This window comes from Paenibacillus sp. Y930 (assembly GCF_056786375.1).
Map to the genome: position 1 here is coordinate 533,674 of NZ_JBXCIX010000003.1, position 17,909 is coordinate 551,582.

Here is a 17,909-nt window from a genome sequence, read left to right on the forward strand (position 1 = left end):
TTCACTTTTTATATCACTCCCACTTTGGTTATCCTTCCATAAAAAACCTCTGGGAAATTACTTCTATAAAATATTATAATTTCATTATTAATATTTTTCTGTAACTTAGGTTACAACCAAATAAGTATAGAGTGAACTTAAGAGTTAGCCGCACGGTAGACAGTTATGATAGACTCAACTACCGAAGGGGATTTTATCATAGCGAAGATAGAACAAACCTTTTAACGATATGATGATGCAAAACGATGTTGATTGTTGATTCCGAACATAAAAAATACAGAGCAACTGGGGTATTCCCCCGTCATGCTCTGTATTCAGGATTTATATACTACTATTCAGTTCAGTTTACTCCTTCTCTGCGTCCCCAGTCGTAACTGGATTCCCCTCATTACTATTCCAATCACTCCAGCTCCCTGCATACAGCCTCACTTTAGTAAATCCTGTTTCTTGCAAGGCGAAACAGTCTCAAGCCTCTACTGTACTTTCCATCGAAACGCTCCTTCGCCTCCTAAGATACCACTCCGCGGCGATCAGGTTCGGTACCCAGCATAACCAGGCAATAACCGTATAGCTTGCGACGAAGTTCTCCCCCCCAAAGACGAATATAAAGATGCCGAGCCATAACCTAAGCATGACGGCCGCAAGGGTCAGGGTATAATTGCGGATCATCCATCTGCGATGCAAGTCCGTCCGCTTTGCTCTTATCGTCTTTACTGCCAGATAAATACTGCCCAACCAGCCGATAGCGAGACTGAGAAATCCTAACGTGGACACAAGTCCGCCCGTCGCTTGAAAGGCGAGGTAAGCACCCGTCAAGCCACCAACCACAACTCCCCGCCACATGGACGTAGAGCATGCCATACCAAATCCGATGCAATGTTTGTTCCTCCAACTTCCCGTTCACAAGAGCTGCCTTATCGGGACCTAATACGTAATACTGAACGATCGCGTACCCTGCTACGAGAATCGCGAGTACCGTCATAACCCACCATAACTTTTTCTTCAATACCGCACCTCATTCCTCTCCAATGTTTGCATTCTCTCTTGCCAAGATTATGCTATGATCAGTGTATAAGACAGATGAGGTACGATCCATAACCTATGTTAATGACGAACGATACGATTTGAGGTGACGCATGAAACCATCGACCATTATCGGTGCGCTCGCTCGCATGACGACGATCCCCGACGAAGAGAAACAGTATTTCCTTGATCAACTGATCTGGAAGAACGTCAAAAAAGGGAAATTTCTCGTCCATGCCGGAGACTTCTGCGAGAGTGTCTACTATTGCGAGGATGGGCTGTTCCGCATGTTTTACGAGAACGAGGATGGCTCCGAACATATCAAAAGCTTCGTCACAGATGGCCAACTATTCACGGACTACCGCTCGCTTCTGACCGCCGAGTCAGCGTTCTTGTCGATCCAGGCGTTGGAGGATTCCCACATCGCTCTCTTTACGAAATCCGTAATGGAGACGCTATATGATCGCCATGCCTGCTGGGAACGGTTCGGCAGGAAGCTGGCGGAAGAACTGTTCATTGCCAAGTCGCGCAAAGAACGCGAACTGGTCGAATTAACTGCCGAGGAAAGATACCGCTTGTTCCAGAAGCAGTACCCTGATCTCGAGAGCCGAATACCCCAATATCAAATCGCAGCCTTCCTCGCGATCAATCCTGTATCGCTTAGCCGCATTCGCAACAAACGATAATCTAGCCATTCACGCAAAGCACGAAAATAAGCGGCATCCACGAGGCCAGATCCCAGGCATGCCGACATGCGCGTTGCCGTTCTTCATGGTCGGGCTGGACGTAATGATCAGCTCGTTCGTAATGCCCTTTAGAAGCAGAAACTTTACATATAAGCGCTCAGTGCGAATCTTCACAAAAGCATTTTCATGAAACGTGTGTTGACTCCGTGTTAATCTTTACGTCCCTGAGCATAACTCAAAGAAGTACATCGCCACATGATCGATGTACTTCAAGCCATATACTACTATGCCGTTTAAGCCTTCTCTTCTTCCCCTGTTGTCACCGGATTCACGCTGTCCGAGCTCCAGTCGCTCCAGCTACCCGCATAAAGCTTTACATTACTGAAACCAGCTTCCTGCAAAGCGAAGAAATTCGGTGTCGCCGTGACACCTGAACCACAGTAGACAATCACTTCAGCATTCTTATCTATCGCTACAAAACGCTGAGCTTGTTCTTCAGCACTTTTCCATGACCCGTCAGCCTTCTTACCTTCTTGCCAGAAATGATTGATTGCCGATGGAACATGTCCTGCTGCTTTATCAATTGGCTCTACCTCGCCACGATATCTTGCGCCATCTCGTGAATCTATAATTACTGTCCCTGCAACACCAATCTTGCTACGCACATATTGCTGATCGACCAGTATATGATCATTCAATAATACAGGTAGCTCGCAGTCTTGTACTCGATCTGGAATGTCCGTACTAACTGCAAGTCCAGCTTCTTGCCAAGACTTGAACCCGCCTTCTAGCACATATACTTCTCCGTCAAAACCAATCCATTGCAACAACCAACGAAGACGAGATGCCATAGCACCACCTTGATCATCATAGGCTACAACTACTGATCCAGTTGTAATACCAATTGTTCCAAAAAATTATGCCACCGTCTGTGGATCAGGTAACGGATGTCTGCCGCCTACTCCATCTGGACGTTTTCCACTTGATAGATCATAACTTAGATTAGCATAATGTGCTTGTGGAATATGACCTTCACGATAAGCAAATTCCCCAGCATCTTCATCTGCAAGATCATATCTAACATCTACAATAACAAGCTGAGCATCATCAGCATTTGCTACTGTTAACTGCTGCTGCAACCATTCCTTACTAACGAAATATGACATATTGCTCCTCCTAAAACTTTTTGTGACTTCCTTAATTGCTTCCCGCAAACAAAAAGTTACTTCGGAAGCATAAGCTAAAACTTTTTGTGACTTCCTGAGTTACTTCCTGCAAATAAAAAGTTACTTCGAGAGCATTACCTAAAACTTTTTGTGACTTCCTTAATTGCTTCCTGTAAATAAAAAGTTACTTCGGAAGCATTATCTAAAACTTTTTGTGACTTCACTTGTATTGCTTCATAATAATAAGTCGCATCGGAATCCTTTTTAATTCAATACCTTTGCATTTAGTTTACTCCATTAATTAATTGTGTACTAGCCTATATATTGTATGTATTCACAGCAATGAACATGATTAATCAAATATAAATTTATTATTACTGCATTCTCCCAAACTAATTTATAGGTATAGCAACAAAGAGGACCATCTCAGTGAGAAAGCCCTTATATTTCAATAATAGTCTACCGCTTTGGCTTACTTGGCGTTAATTGTGTTAATATTTTTGGTCCTGCTTTCGTAATTGCAATCGTATGTTCAAATTGTGCAGTTAGCGCATGATCGACTGTTCTTGCTGTCCATCCATCGTGTTCAATATAAATTTCTGGAGATCCTGTTGATAGAATCGGCTCGATCGTAATAACCATACCTTCTTCAAGCTTAATGCCAGATGTTCGCGTACGTACATGGTGCACATGTGGAGCTTCATGTAACTCCCTACCAATACCATGCCCGAGAAATGAAGCAATCACTTGAAAGCCATCTCGTTGCGCCCTTTGCTCGATCGCATAACCAATATCTGAAATATCATTACCAATGTTCGCTTGAGCCAATCCAGCTCGAAAAGCTGCCTTTGCTGCTCTTACTAACCGACGAGCTTGCGGTGATACTTCACCAACCATATACGTCCATGCGGAATCAGCCTTCCAACCTTTATAATCAGCAACGATATCAATCGTAACGATATCTCCTTTTTCTAGCTTATAGGAACTTGGAAATCCATGACATGCTACTTCATTTACAGAGATACAACTTGCATATGGATAGCCTTTATGACCTTTTTGTGCAGGATATGCACCATGCTCAACCATATACCAATCAATGAATCGATCGATTGCCGCTGTTGTTATTCCAGGGACACATTTCCCCACTATTGCTTTATGACATCCTGCAACAATTTTACCTGCTCGCGCAATTCGTCTAATTTCCTCAGCTGTCTTTGGAACAATCGACTGCATCGTTAACACCTCCCACTTAAATATATTCCGCGAAACTAAGCTTCATGCTCATTTCATGTCGATGCATGTCCGATACTAAGTATGTTTTAACGTTCCAACTAAGCAATGATTACTACCTCAACGCTGAATTACTTACGCTGACAACGCAAAAAAGAGCCTGATGAGCGCTTTGCGCCTATCAGACTCTTTTCCGTATATTTGACCTATACAGCCGAGGAGTTCATTCTTCCAAGTTCATCCTCAACTAGTGAGGTTAATTCATCTTCATAGCCGCCAGTAATTCGATACTTGCGGACATACTCTTTCACAAATTTCCTTGGGTCCTTAGGTTGGAATATTCTCGTCAATTCCTTCAGGCTTTCCTTGACTTCATTTTGGCTGTGCTTTGCCATGAAATCTCCTCCCTTATATAATAATGGATGGTCGTCCTATAGTACTACTCGAGAACAACAACAAGAAGTTGTCGTCATCGTTCCGACTCTTATTCCTCCTTAGGTGTAATTCATTCCACGGCTATTAGGTAACTGTTTCAATATTCTTACTATTATAACATTTCAGATAACAATATAAAAGCATTTCAATGATTAGAAAATTTTATCGATATTGTAAAGGTATGTGTGTGCTCTCTACGATAATTGTTCATCATTACTAGTATTATCGAAAGAGGTCGAATCATGAGCTTTGTCCTGCGATTGTCTTTGCTTTCTAAACATTTGCAAATAGATAATTACACCGATAATGGCTACAACTACTCCAAATATCACCAATACGAGCGCTGCAATATTTTGCCACAATACGACCTCCTCCTTCCTACTATTATTTTACATTATTTTCTTGATTACTTCATTAGTCTATAGTTGCATTTTCAAAATGCGGGCTTTTTGAATTTCCTCTTAACAATAATAGTTCAACAAGCGGGCTTTCAGAGCCGAGAAGATGGAGTGCTACTTGAGAAAGGCGGAAGCGCAAGTGTACGTGTTTGGTACACACGAACCGTACTTTCCAAGTTCACTTCATATTCAATGCCGATTAAGCTCTTGCATCACTTCGTTATCAAAGTCTGCTTGTTGAATTTCCTCTTCTGTAAGCACCACTTGCCCACGCGAGTAACTCATCATGCTCATCGTATAAAGAAGCTGTCATAGTATTAGTACGCTTGGTACAATGTAAAAGTTCCGCCTTGCAGAAAATTTTTCCAGAAGCGACATTAGATAAAAAATGAGTGTTCATCGTTGCTGTAACTGTATTCTCTCCTGTTCCAAGCATAATAATTAACCCCATAGCATTATCGAGCATTGACATCATTACTCCGCCATGTACTATCCCCATTAAATTTTTATGATGGTCAGCAAGTTCAAGCGAAATAATAACCGATTTTTCCGTAGCTTCAACCAATTCACAACCTAAATATCCCCAAAATGTTGATTTGGCAAGCTCCTGTAGCTGCTCATATCTGTTTTGATCATCTCTGTTCTGATCATCTCTGTTCTGATCATTCATGTTGTTGTTCCTCTTCTACCAACTTACGTCTAAGCACTTTTCCAACCATAGTCTTTGGCAAGCTATCTCTGAACGCATATTGATGAGGCACTTTAAATGCAGCTAACCTTTCTCGACACCAAGCATCCAATTGCTCATCTGAAACCATATAGTTATCCTTCAATACAATAAAGGCTTTCACCGTTTCTCCGCGATAAGCATCTTTAATACCCACCACTGAAGCTTCGGCTATTCCAGGATGTTCAAAAAGTACTTCTTCAATTTCACGAGGATAAATGTTAAATCCACTTGCGATAATAATATCTTTAATCCGATCCATAATGATGAAGTAACCATCTTCGTCCATCTTCGCTAGATCACCCGTTTTTAGCCACCCATCAGCAAGAACCTCAGCAGTTGCTTCTTGTCTATTCCAATAACCGCTCATCACTTGAGGGCCTTTAACAATAAGTTCACCTAATTGACCTGGTGGTAATCTTTCACCAGTCTCAACGGAGATAATGGCAGCATCCGTATCTGGGAATGGCAAACCTATCGTTCCAATTTTTCGTTTCCCCCATATCGGATTAGCATGTGTAACTGGTGAAGTCTCGGTTAAGCCATAGCCTTCAATTAACCTGCCTCCAGTTAAGCTTTCAAATTGCTCTTGTACTTCTAATGGCAACGCTGCAGAACCACTAATACATACTTCAATTGAGGATAAATTTAATGGTGTTGTTTGTTTTCTTGCAGCTTGTATTAACGCAACATACATCGTTGGAGCACCTGGGAAAATTGTAGGCTTCATCTTATCTATCGTTTTTAACACTTCATTAACATCAAATTTTGGTAGGAGCACGAGACATCCTGCTGTTCGTAACGACATGTTCATTAGTACCGTTAACCCAAATACATGAAACAACGGCAACGCGGCTAAATACCTCTCTTCTCCAATTTTAACTCGACTACACCATTCCATCGTTTGTAATGTATTAGTAACGAGATTACGATGAGTGAGCATAACTCCCTTAGGAGTTCCTGTTGTACCTCCTGTATATTGCAAAGCAGCTAATTCATGATGCTGAGCTAATGTAGGTCGCTCATATGATAAAGATTTTTTGGTTAATAGTGTACTCCAAGCAACATATCCATCCAGACCATATGGGATTACCGACTTAAACCCTTCCTTACGTTGCTTAATCGGATACAGTAAATTTTTGGGGAATGGTAAGCCATCCTTAATAGAAGTGACAATTACATTTTTCAATTTCGACAATGGCCCATTCTCAGGATCTTTGCCTCTAACTCGCTCGATTCTTGGGTAAAGTAGATCTAAAGTAATTAATGATATTGCACCGCTATCCTGCAATTGATGCTTCAGTTCTCGCTCTACGTACAAAGGATTCGTCTGCACAACAACTGCACCAGCCAGCAATACGCCGTAATAAGCAATTACCGCCTGCGGACAGTTAGGTAACATAATTGCTACGCGGTCTCCTTTATGGATGCCTAGTCTACCTAATCCTCTTGCTAGTTGATCAGCTGCTACATATAGTTGTTGATACGTTAACGTCTTACCCATGAAAGAGATAGCTGACTTATTAGCATAATTAGTCGCCGAATCAATCAAAAACTGAGCAATATTAACTTCAGGGTAATCGATTGTAGTCCGTATATCCTTAGGATAATGCTTATACCATATTTTATCGGACGACTGCTCAACCTCAGTTTCTGCTTCTGCTTCTGCTTCTGCTTCTGCTTCTGCTTCTGCTTCTGCTTCTGAGCTAGTATCCTCGACTTGTTCCGTACTTTCAACCACTTCTTCGCTCGATACCTCTGATTCTACTTGAACATCTCTTTCGGTCTCTTTCTGCGTCTCATCATGAACATTGGAGTGTTGAGGATTTTGTGATTCCATACTAGATCACTCCTTCACACAATATATTGCTCACTTCCGATAACCTTTGCAGCGATTTGGCGTTTCAATGTAATGACGTCTGTGAGAGATGCTTTCGTTAATTTCTTCACAATCGATAATTGCATACGCAAGGTGTCACCTGATTCCATTCGCACAAGTGCTGTTCTAGCAATACTCTCAATTTGCTCCATCGCTTCTTGCACATAAACTTTTGTCATCATTGCTACAATAGAAGACTCATCATGATCAAGTCGAAGTAGTAATCGTTTCTGAGCTCGTAAGTAAGCGCTCTCCATTGCAAACGTTAAAATCATTATATTAGCAAGCCCCTCTAATATTTCTTGTTCCTTTTCAAGCCTTGCACCATATCGCTGGACAGCAATACCACCAAGCATCAAAAATAACTTCTTCGCTTGCTTAATGCGATGACCTTCTAGACTTAGAACTCCTTCAAGATTAGGGGCCGATTGTGGTTCTAATAACTGCGCTTGCAGTTCTTGAATTTTATCAAGTAATGGTAGCTCATTTTTCATTGCTTTCTTAATGAGTGTTCCGGGAATTAATAAGCGATTAATTTCATTCGTACCTTCAAATATGCGGTTAATTCTTGAATCTCGATAAATTCGCTCAACCTTATATTCCTTAATAAATCCATAGCCACCATGTATTTGCACAGCTTCATCACTTACAAAATCTAATGCTTCTGATGCAAACACTTTAACCATCGAACATTCCATCGCATATTCACCGATTGCTTTGGCTGCAAGTCTGCCGCTATGAGCAGCTGCATCGGATGAGGTTTGATCGATCTCAGATAGCATCGCATCCATCCAACCCGCAATTCGATAGACCATACTTTCCATTACGAAAGTAACAATATTCATATCCGCTAATTTAGCTCCAATTAGTGGATATGAGGAAATTGGCTGATTAAATTGCTTACGAACATTAGCATAGGAGGCTGCCAATTGAATCGCTTCCTTCGATGTACCTAGACAGGCTGCACCGAGCTTAAATCTGCCAATATTTAATATGTTAAAAGCAATCAGATGACCTTTGCCGATTTCACCTAATACATTATCAACAGGAACATGCACATCTTCAAAGTACAGTGGACAAGTAGATGAGCCTTTTATGCCCATTTTATGTTCCTCAGGACCAATGCTAAATCCCGCCATATCGCGTTCTACAATGAATGCCGTAAACTGTTCATTATCTATTTTCGCATAGACGATAAATACATCTGCAAAGCCAGCATTCGTAATAAATATTTTCGAGCCGTTCAATATATAATATTGACCATCGTCACTTAGCCTCGCACTCGTCTTCGCACCTAGTGCATCGGAGCCCGAAGCTGGTTCTGTCAGACAATAAGCGGCGATCTTTTCACCAGTTGCGAGTAGCGGCAAGTACTTTTCCTTCTGCTCAGTAGTGCCAAAAAAGACAATCGGAAGTGTTCCTATCCCTGTATGAGCACCTACCGACAAAGCAAATGATGAGCTTTTGGCTAACGTTTCTGCGAGTAATGTTGTACTGACCTTATCAAGACCTAGACCACCGTACTGTTCTGGTATATCCGCACTTAGCAAACCCTGCTCCCCAGCAATACGCATTAATTGAACCGTTAGTTCATAATTAAGTGCCTCAATCTCAGCATCCTTCGGAGCGATCTCAGCATCCACATATTGTTGTGCTGCTTCAGACATTAGCCGCTGCTCACTCGTAAAATCCTCAGGAATTGTAGTTAGCAGCGGATCACTATTCTCAATAACGAATCGTCCGCCGAAAGAAGTTACCTTCGTTATAGACATCATAATCACCTCCAAAATTATTGTTATCGTATTCCCCTTTCAGCAACGTTAGCCGATTATGCAACGTCAGCATAATCATCCCTCATACAAGCGAATTGTTCAGTTGGAGTAGACCTCGAGCAAACCAGCTGCCCCCATTCCCCCACCAACACACATCGTGACAATGCCTAATCCCCCACCACGACGCGCTAATTCATGAATAAGTGTGACGCTTAACTTCGTCCCTGTACAGCCAAGTGGATGGCCAAGCGCGATAGCTCCCCCGTTCACATTTACCCGTTCAATCGGAATCGATAATTCACGAACAATCGGAATACATTGTGCAGCAAATGCTTCGTTCAGCTCGAATAGATCAATATCTTTGATTGTCACTTTAGCCTTGTCTAGTAACTTAGGGATTGCTACGATTGGACCAATTCCCATCACTTCTGGTGCTACCCCCGCTACAGCGTAATGACGAAATACAGCTAGCGGCTTCAGTTCTAATTCCTTCGCCTTACTGCGACTCATTACTAATACAGCAGCTGCACCATCACTCATTTGCGAGGAGTTCCCTGCTGTAACTGACCCACCAATTGTGAACGCTGGCTTCAATGCTGCTAACCCTTGCGGTGAAGTCGTTGCACGAACACCTTCATCAAGCTTGAATTCAAAGCTTTTATCGCGATACTCGCCCTTTTCATTACAGATGGAACGTGTTACCACAATTGGTACAATCTCATCTTCAAATGCCCCTGAAGCAATGGCCCAAGCCGCTTTCTGATGACTACCAGTTGCAAATTCATCCTGATCCTCTCTAGTTACCCCATACCTGCGAGCTACTTCCTCTGCGGTATGCCCCATTCCCATATAAACTTCGGGGATACGATCAACGATATCGGGATGCGGTGATAATCTGAATCCTGTCATCGGCACATGGCTCATACTTTCGACACCACCCGCTACTATAACTTCAGCTTCACCGAGCTTAATTCGCTCAGCAGCATAAGCGATTGACTGTAAGCCTGAGGCGCAAAAGCGATTGACCGTTACCGCTGGTGTCGATTGCTCTAAGCCTGCATGAAGAGCTATTATTCTTGCCATATTCAAGCCCTGCTCACCTTCAGGCATAGCACAGCCAATGATGACATCTTCAATTAATGTCTTAGACATCGTCGGAACTGTAGCTAGCAGCCCTTCGATCACACTTTTCCCAAGATCTTCGGCTCTCGTATTTGATAAACTTCCTTTTTGGGCTTTCCCAACGGCTGTTCGTACCGCAGCTACAATAACCGCATCTGTATCATGATCATCGAAGTATTTGCTCGGCATCTCCCATTCTCCCTTCTAATTTGCTCCAAATTAGTTACGAAGCGGCTTGCCTGTCGTTAACATATAACTCATTCTTGCCTGCGTTTTCGCCTCACCACATAGACTTAAAAATGCTTCGCATTCAAGATCTAGCAAATATTGCTCACTGACCATCTCACCGGAAGCAAGATCCCCCCCGCTTAATACATGTGCTAGCTTCGAGGCTATTAATTCGTCGTGACTGCTAATATATTTACCTAGCTTCATGGACTGAATAGCAAGCTTTAAGACGGCTTTACCTTCTTTGCCTGCTACCGCAACAAGTTGTTCCTTCGGCGCTTCATAACCTGCTTGGTCTAGTCGTAGTACTTCTTTCTTTGCCTCGGAAATCCGATTTTCCTGACGCATAATGACGCGATCCTGTGGCCTTGCAAAGCCTAAACGTGCAATTTCATGACCACTTGTTGATGTCTTGGCCATGGCGATCGTTTCAAACATATGATTGAGATGAGGCTGTAAGTCTCCCGCTAGCAGCTTCCGCTGGATGACTCCATTCGGTCCTGCACCAGCAGCAGCTCGATTCATCGCAAATATAGCAGCCTCTTTACTACCACCACCAGCTGGTATTAAGCCTACCCCTGTTTCTACTAATCCATAATACGTTTCAGGGGAAGCAATAATAACATCTGCTGGCAAGCAAGCTTCTACTCCACCGCCTAAAGTCATGCGATGCGGTGCAGCAACAACTGGGCGATCCAATCGTTTCAACTGCATCATACTTTGTTGGAAGAAACGAATAATGTCTTCTACCTCATCCCACTCTTCATTTTGCGCTTCCATAAGTAACAGCATAATATTGGCACCGACGCAGAAATTTTTACCTTCATTGGCAAGTACAAGCCCACGCCAATTACGAGCTACTTCATGACTAGCATAACGAATCGCACTTAATACTTCTGAGCCTATCGCATTGCTTTTGGAGTGAAATTCCAGTGCGACCACATCATCCCCAATATCGATCAGGCTTGCTCCCGAATTACTCCAAATCGTTGCTCCACGTTCCTTGCATTGGTGAAGTGAAATAACATTAGCATCTTCATCTAGTTGTACAAATTGTTGTTGATGAACATGCCAAGTATTGCCGAGCTCTTGCCTATAGAAATGAGTGTGACCATTCGCAAGCCACTCCTCTACCCACTGCGGAATAGACTCGCCTTCTTCCTTCATCCTTGTCACTGAAGCCTGCACCCCAATCGCATCCCATAATTCGAAAGGACCTAGTTCCCAGTTGAACCCAAGCTTCATTGCCTTATCAATATCTACGATAGAATCCGCAATTTCACTTAAAACTTTGGCAGAATAAAGTAGAATAGGCTTTATCGTGTCCCATGCGAACAGAGCATGAGGATGCTCAGGGTAGGTATGGAGTAAAGCTTTCACCTTACCAGCTGCACCTTTACCTTTCTTCGCCGCCTCGATAACAGGAGAAACAATCGGCTCGGCCCTCTCATAGGTAAGCGAATCTAGCTGCAACGATTCGATAAAGCTTTTTCCAACTGGTGATTTGGATTTGCGATAAAATCCTTCACCACTCTTTTGACCGAGTGCACCTTTCTTAACCAATGCTTCTAATAACGGTGGGCGTGTAAATACGAATTTCTCCGCTTCATCGCTACTTCGATTATGGACGTTATCTACAACATGTAATAACGTATCCAGACCAACAAGATCAAGCATGCGATAGGTCGCTGTTTTCGGACGTCCCATCGCGACACCGGTAAGTGCATCTACCTCATCTATACTTAACCCATAATGCTCCGTTGCCCCTAACGTCACGAGCATGCCATATGTACCGATGCGATTAGCAATAAAGTTAGGAGTATCCTTCGCACGCACAACACCTTTACCAAGTTTTTGTTCACATAAGTACTGAAGTGTATCGACGATTTGTGGTAGTGTATCTGAAGTTGGGACAACCTCTACGAGATTCATATAACGTGGTGGATTGAAGAAATGTGTCACGGCAAAATGCTCTCGCATATCTTTACTACAATGCTCAACCATCTGATGAGCAGATAATCCTGATGTATTTGTGCTGACAAGCGTGCCCATTCGTCTTGCTTGATCAATAAGCGTACATACTTGCTGCTTAATATCTAGTCGCTCTACAACTGCTTCGACAATCCAATCTACTTCACCTAACTGCTTAGTATGGTCGGTTAGATTACCAGCAGTAATACGATGAACAAAGCTATTATCATAGAGTGGCGCAGGCTTTTGCTTGACCATAGCTCCAATTGCTGCATTGGCAAGTCGATTGCGTACTGCTGGAGATTGTAACGTTAGACCTAGTGATTGCTCCTGTGCAGTGAGCGTCACGGGGACAATATCAAGCAACCAGACGGAATAGCCGCTATTAGCCATATGTGCTGCAATTCCAGCTCCCATAACTCCTGAACCAATGACTGCTACTTTGCGCACATTTATTACTGACTTCTTATTGTTCACAATAGTTGAACTCATAGTAGATCCACTCCTTTCCTTCTTCAATTCATACGTACTACTATATGTATGTGAAGGGGGCATATCTCATGATGGTTCATTCTTATCGCCATACATTTACATGGTTTCTTCATTATCTATAATTCCTAGTACACTAATAGCCAGCACCTCAGCAACATCTTTCGTCGCAACGCTGCCATCCTCCACCAATGCTTTTACACCATCTTCTAACATCGTCAGACAATAAGGACATGCCGAGCTTATCATCGTTGGTTGTACCTCCAGCGCTTGCGTCGTTCTAGCGTAGTTCACACGAGTACCGCTATGTTCTTCCATCCACATTAATCCACCACCAGCACCACAACACATTGCATTTTCCTTTGAACGCTCCATCTCTTTCAGAACGACACCTGGTATTGCTTGCAATATCCTTCTAGGCGCATCATAAAGTCCGTTATACCGGCCTAAGTAGCAAGAATCATGCAGCGTAATCGTTTCATCTAATTGAATATTCGGCCTCAACCTGCCCTGCTGTACCAATTCATCAAGTATTTCTGTATGGTGCTGCACTTGAATATGAGTTGCCAATCCAAGCTGCGGATATTCCTGCTTGAAGGTGTGGAATGTATGGGGGCACGGCGTAACGATATGTTTAATATGATAGCGGTGGATCGTTGCAATATTTTGCAATGCTAGCTCTTGATAGAGCATCTCATTACCAATTCTGCGTGCGGTATCACCTGAGCTTTTCTCTTCTAGCCCTAATACTGCAAAGTTAATACCCGCATGTGTTAGAAGGCGGATAAAATCATACAACAGTTTGCGACTACGATTATCATAAGAGCCCATTGAACCGGCCCATAGTAAAATATCTGTTGGTGCTCCTAAAGCTTGCCGCTCCTTCATCGTCTCAACTGTAATTCCCGTCTTTTTCTGACAATCAAGAAGCCAGTCTGCACGCTCGCTTCGACTAATTCCCCATGGATTGCTTTGTCGTTCAATGTTTTGCAATGCGCGTTGTGCATCCGCAGGCATTCTCCCTTCCATCAACACGAGATGTCTGCGCATATCAATAATTTTATCAACATGCTCATTGCCTACAGGGCACTGTTCTTCGCAATTGCGACAGGTTGTGCATGACCATAACTCTTCTTCCGTCATCACATCACCAATTAACTCTACTTGTAGCGGATTACGGCTCACATCGTATTGCCAAGCTTTACTTTGCTTGTTCATCGTCTCTGAAATATCTCCCTTCCATGTGGATTTGTCAGACATCGTTGCTGCTTGAGCGTTATGCACCTGACTATCTCCGTTTGGTGGCTGTTGCTGATCCGCTGTACTACACATTGTTTTCATAATATGAGCGCCTTGCGTAAGATCACCGATTCCCCAAGGGGGTTGTTGCCAAAGTCCTTGCGGCAGCCATGGTGACTTTGATGTAATCGCTGCCCCTTTTTCTGTTGCATGATCGCGAAGTTTAATAATCATATGCATCGGCGATAAGATTTTCCCTGTACTTGTTGCAGGACATACATTAGTACAGCGACCACATTCTACACAAGCGTACAAGTCTAACATTTGTTTCTGGTTAAATGCGTGAATATGCCCTACGCCAAAGGTTTCAGCGTCCTCATTTTCAAGGTCGATATGACTCAATTGTCCTGTAGGAACAGAGCGTCGATACCATAAATTAATCGGTGCTACTAATAAATGAAAATGCTTCGACTGTGGAACATAGATAAGGAAACTTAATAGAATAAGTAAATGCAACCCCCAGCTGATCTCGAATCCAATTGCCGCATTCTGGCTGCCTTCGTTAATACCTAGCGCTTGTATAGCTGTTGCAAGTGAATGACTAATCGGTGCGTACGTTGCCGCAAGTGGATCGCTCATCGATGCAGTTGCTTTAGCAGTTACAGATGCTGCAGTATGAGTTAATCTTTCAAAGCTCAATGACATCAGCACACTTACCATAAGCATGCCAATAAACCAATAAACTAACGACGGCTTTGCACCACGTTTTAACCGGGGTAGTCGTTCTCCGTAACGACGAAATGCTCCTAAAATAATAGCAACTAATACAATAACTACGATCCATTCCTGGAGCCAACTGAAATAGCCATATAGCGGCATCCACGGAATTAATGGTATGCCAAATAAGCCCTTAAGCATTAGATCAAGTGCACCGAGCTGTAGCGATAGAAACCCATAAAAATAAATAATATGCAGCAAGCCGCTACGAATGTCTTTCAATAATTTACGATGCGTTATAATCTCTATTGTTGTTTTTGAGGATGGTTTTCTTTTGATCCATTCCGTAGATGTTGCCAGTGATATATATTGGATTCTTCGCTTTATGATTTCGACAAACATCCAAATCGATGCTCCAGCTACACATACCGTAATGAATAGTCTAATGTAATGGGCATCCTCCATATCGCTTCCCCCTTTCGCCAGTAACCACATTAATTATTTGATGATCGTTGTTCAATTATATGTAGCCAAAAGAGTTAACATGCTTTCGCGCAATGAGTAAACTAGCGGTCTATTTTGCTGCATGCTTTCATATGGTTATACCGTACGAGCTATAATCTCTTCGGACCATGTTATATGTTCAAATGCACAACGCTATGAAAGGGGCATCCGTATGTTCAAAATTGTTGTCTTATTGAAGCAAACGTTTGATACAGAGGAAAAGATTCATATTGATAATGGTGTAGTTAATGAGGACGGTGCGAAATTCATTATTAATCCCTATGATGAATATGCACTTGAAGAAGCATTGCGGATTAAGGAACAGCATGACGCAGAAATTATCGTCATTTCGGTAGGTCCGGAACGCAGTACGCATGCCTTACGCTCAGCTCTTGCGGTAGGCGCTGATCATGCCATTCTGATTGCTGATCATAATTTAAGTCAAAGTAGTTCGATTGCTCATTTACTAGCAGCTGCCATACGACCGATGAACGTGGATCTTATTCTGGCAGGACTGTTCGCAGTCGATAGTGGTAGCGGTAGCGTTGCTTTACAAGTAGCAGAATTGCTGCAATTACCGCATGCTTCAGCTGCAATTAAGCTGCGGCTTGGTGATGCGCTGGAATTGAATATTAAGGCAGCACCATGGGAAGGTAAGCTTGCCTTAGTCGAGCGAGATGTTGAAGGCGACACAGAAACCGTGCTACTTCCACTCCCGGCACTTATTACAGCACAGCAAGGCTTGAATGATCCGCGCTACCCTTCCTTGCCAGGCATTATGAAGGCCAAGAAAAAGCCATTAACAGAATTATTTTCATCTGATTTACTACTATCAGACGTAATAGATAAAATCTCGACAAGCGCTACATATTGTGAACAGGTTCTCCCTCCAGCTGCTCGACCTGCTGGGCAGTTCATTACAGGAACAGCCCAGCAGCAAGCTTCTACTCTATTAGAGCAATTATTTGCACGTTCTATTATTAAAAAAGGTGGAGAATGCTAATGAGTCAACCTATCGTTATTGTCGCTGAGCGCAAAGGTCAACAATTACGAAGAGTTACATTGGAAGCTATTACTGCTGCCATAACGCTATGCAATGGACAATCAAGAGTGATTCACGCCTTCCTATCGGGTAGCGATACCGATGATAGCTTAATGGCTTCAGCGAAGGAACTAATCCAACATGGCGTCCATGAAGTACATATTGCCAAACATGTTCATTTTGAGCCGTATCAAGCAACGATTGTCCTACCTGCGCTAACAGATATCGTGCGAACATTACAGCCTAGTTATGTCATTATCGGGCATACATCTAATGGTCGCGAGCTTGCGCCTCGTCTAGCAGCAGCCTTACATAGCGGCTATATTGCCGACGTTACAACAATAGAATCATCCCAGGATAAAGTTAGCTTTATACGTCCGATCTATGCAGGCAAAGCATTTGAACGTCGGAAATTCCAAGGGGTTGCCCCTTATGTTTTTTCTATTCGTCCGAATAATAATGCCCCTGCACCATTCGTTGAACAGGCAACGATTACTGAGCTAGAGGAACATATACATCCTGTCAATTGTGAAGGGATACAACTCTCATCGATTGTGCAACATGTAGTAAAGCGTATTAATGAAGGAATTGATCTTACAGAAGCAGATATTATTGTCGCAGGAGGAAGAGGTGTTCGCGGGACTGAAGGTTTTGTAGTATTGAAGCAACTAGCTGATGAACTCGGTGGTGCTGTTGGTGCATCGCGTGCAGCTTGCGATGCAGGTTATTGCGATTATGCTCTGCAAATTGGTCAAACTGGAAAAGTTGTCACTCCAGAGCTCTACATCGCTTGCGGAATTAGTGGTGCAATCCAACATCTTGCTGGAATGAGTCAGTCTCGTACTATTATAGCGATCAATAAGGATCGTGAAGCACCGATCTTCTCTATTGCTGATTATGGTATTGTCGGTGATTTATTTGAAGTTGTGCCACTTCTTACTGCACAATTAAAGGAATTTCGACAATAATTCATTTATTTTGAAATAACTCTTGCTTATATAGTTCCTGCGTGATAAGATACTACTTGTCTCTAAGAGATATTTAATACATGGAGCTGTGGTGTAGTGGCCCAACATGCCTGCCTGTCACGCAGGAGATCGCGAGTTCGAATCTCGTCAGCTCCGCCATTATTTTAACGACATAGAGTCCTTCGGGGCTCTTTTTTTGTTTTAAATTGCCGCTACAAGAACCAATCGCTGATCAATGGTTAGTCCATGATCTTCTAGCGCTTGCTTATACCCCTCTTATCGCAATTGACCAATACTTCGATCTTCCATTGAA

The 17,909-nt window shown here is 42.9% G+C and carries 15 protein-coding genes, 1 tRNA gene and 1 pseudogene; 4 read left to right on the forward strand and 13 right to left on the reverse strand.

Annotated features, from left to right (window positions below; all coding sequences use genetic code 11):
* Positions 1 to 345 precede the first annotated feature (345 nt).
* Both AC1TO5_RS11250 and AC1TO5_RS11255 read right to left on the reverse strand, forming a co-directional pair.
* A pseudogene (locus AC1TO5_RS11250) lies at positions 346 to 456 on the reverse strand (sulfurtransferase); the annotation flags it as partial.
* A 9-nt stretch (positions 457 to 465) separates the two neighbouring features.
* On the reverse strand, positions 466 to 861 hold the full coding sequence (locus AC1TO5_RS11255; RefSeq protein WP_482062891.1) for a DUF2306 domain-containing protein: 396 nt from the start codon (positions 859 to 861) through the stop codon (positions 466 to 468).
* A gap of 275 nt (positions 862 to 1,136) precedes the next feature.
* Here AC1TO5_RS11255 and AC1TO5_RS11260 point away from each other — a divergent pair, with 275 nt between their 5' ends.
* Complete coding sequence (locus AC1TO5_RS11260) at positions 1,137 to 1,709, forward strand: Crp/Fnr family transcriptional regulator (RefSeq protein WP_482062892.1); 573 nt, start codon at positions 1,137 to 1,139, stop codon at positions 1,707 to 1,709.
* Positions 1,710 to 2,002: 293 nt separating this feature from the next.
* On the opposite strand, the gene AC1TO5_RS11265 is transcribed toward AC1TO5_RS11260, so the two are convergent.
* From AC1TO5_RS11265 to AC1TO5_RS11315, 11 genes are all read right to left on the reverse strand, one after another.
* Positions 2,003 to 2,614, reverse strand: a complete 612-nt coding sequence (locus AC1TO5_RS11265) for a sulfurtransferase (protein ID WP_482063117.1) — start codon at positions 2,612 to 2,614, stop codon at positions 2,003 to 2,005.
* A gap of 12 nt (positions 2,615 to 2,626) precedes the next feature.
* Positions 2,627 to 2,875, reverse strand: coding sequence for a hypothetical protein (locus AC1TO5_RS11270; RefSeq protein WP_482062893.1), 249 nt, complete (start codon positions 2,873 to 2,875; stop codon positions 2,627 to 2,629).
* A gap of 459 nt (positions 2,876 to 3,334) precedes the next feature.
* Positions 3,335 to 4,108, reverse strand: a complete 774-nt coding sequence (gene map / locus AC1TO5_RS11275; RefSeq protein WP_482062894.1) for a type I methionyl aminopeptidase — start codon at positions 4,106 to 4,108, stop codon at positions 3,335 to 3,337.
* Between the two features lie 203 nt (positions 4,109 to 4,311).
* Positions 4,312 to 4,500, reverse strand: a complete 189-nt coding sequence (locus AC1TO5_RS11280; protein WP_482062895.1) for a hypothetical protein — start codon at positions 4,498 to 4,500, stop codon at positions 4,312 to 4,314.
* Positions 4,501 to 4,734: 234 nt separating this feature from the next.
* Complete coding sequence (locus tag AC1TO5_RS11285) at positions 4,735 to 4,902, reverse strand: hypothetical protein (protein WP_482062896.1); 168 nt, start codon at positions 4,900 to 4,902, stop codon at positions 4,735 to 4,737.
* A gap of 259 nt (positions 4,903 to 5,161) precedes the next feature.
* On the reverse strand, positions 5,162 to 5,608 hold the full coding sequence (locus AC1TO5_RS11290) for a PaaI family thioesterase (protein ID WP_482062897.1): 447 nt from the start codon (positions 5,606 to 5,608) through the stop codon (positions 5,162 to 5,164).
* A complete protein-coding gene (locus AC1TO5_RS11295; RefSeq protein ID WP_482062898.1) occupies positions 5,601 to 7,505 on the reverse strand; it encodes a long-chain-fatty-acid--CoA ligase in 1,905 nt (634 codons plus the stop codon). Before AC1TO5_RS11295 ends, AC1TO5_RS11290 begins: the two co-directional genes overlap by 8 nt.
* A gap of 14 nt (positions 7,506 to 7,519) precedes the next feature.
* Complete coding sequence (locus tag AC1TO5_RS11300; RefSeq protein WP_482062899.1) at positions 7,520 to 9,319, reverse strand: acyl-CoA dehydrogenase family protein; 1,800 nt, start codon at positions 9,317 to 9,319, stop codon at positions 7,520 to 7,522.
* Positions 9,320 to 9,415: 96 nt separating this feature from the next.
* Positions 9,416 to 10,627: an acetyl-CoA C-acyltransferase gene (locus AC1TO5_RS11305; protein WP_482062900.1), complete on the reverse strand. Its 1,212-nt coding sequence runs from the start codon at positions 10,625 to 10,627 to the stop codon at positions 9,416 to 9,418.
* A 30-nt stretch (positions 10,628 to 10,657) separates the two neighbouring features.
* Complete coding sequence (locus tag AC1TO5_RS11310; RefSeq protein ID WP_482062901.1) at positions 10,658 to 13,129, reverse strand: 3-hydroxyacyl-CoA dehydrogenase NAD-binding domain-containing protein; 2,472 nt, start codon at positions 13,127 to 13,129, stop codon at positions 10,658 to 10,660.
* Between the two features lie 96 nt (positions 13,130 to 13,225).
* Complete coding sequence (locus tag AC1TO5_RS11315) at positions 13,226 to 15,547, reverse strand: (Fe-S)-binding protein (protein WP_482062902.1); 2,322 nt, start codon at positions 15,545 to 15,547, stop codon at positions 13,226 to 13,228.
* A 211-nt stretch (positions 15,548 to 15,758) separates the two neighbouring features.
* Here AC1TO5_RS11315 and AC1TO5_RS11320 point away from each other — a divergent pair, with 211 nt between their 5' ends.
* From AC1TO5_RS11320 to AC1TO5_RS11330, 3 genes are all read left to right on the forward strand, one after another.
* Positions 15,759 to 16,589, forward strand: a complete 831-nt coding sequence (locus tag AC1TO5_RS11320; protein WP_482062903.1) for an electron transfer flavoprotein subunit beta/FixA family protein — start codon at positions 15,759 to 15,761, stop codon at positions 16,587 to 16,589.
* Positions 16,589 to 17,596, forward strand: a complete 1,008-nt coding sequence (locus AC1TO5_RS11325; protein ID WP_482062904.1) for an electron transfer flavoprotein subunit alpha/FixB family protein — start codon at positions 16,589 to 16,591, stop codon at positions 17,594 to 17,596. Before AC1TO5_RS11320 ends, AC1TO5_RS11325 begins: the two co-directional genes overlap by 1 nt.
* An 82-nt stretch (positions 17,597 to 17,678) precedes the next feature.
* Positions 17,679 to 17,755: transfer RNA gene (locus AC1TO5_RS11330), tRNA-Asp, on the forward strand.
* Positions 17,756 to 17,909 lie beyond the last annotated feature (154 nt).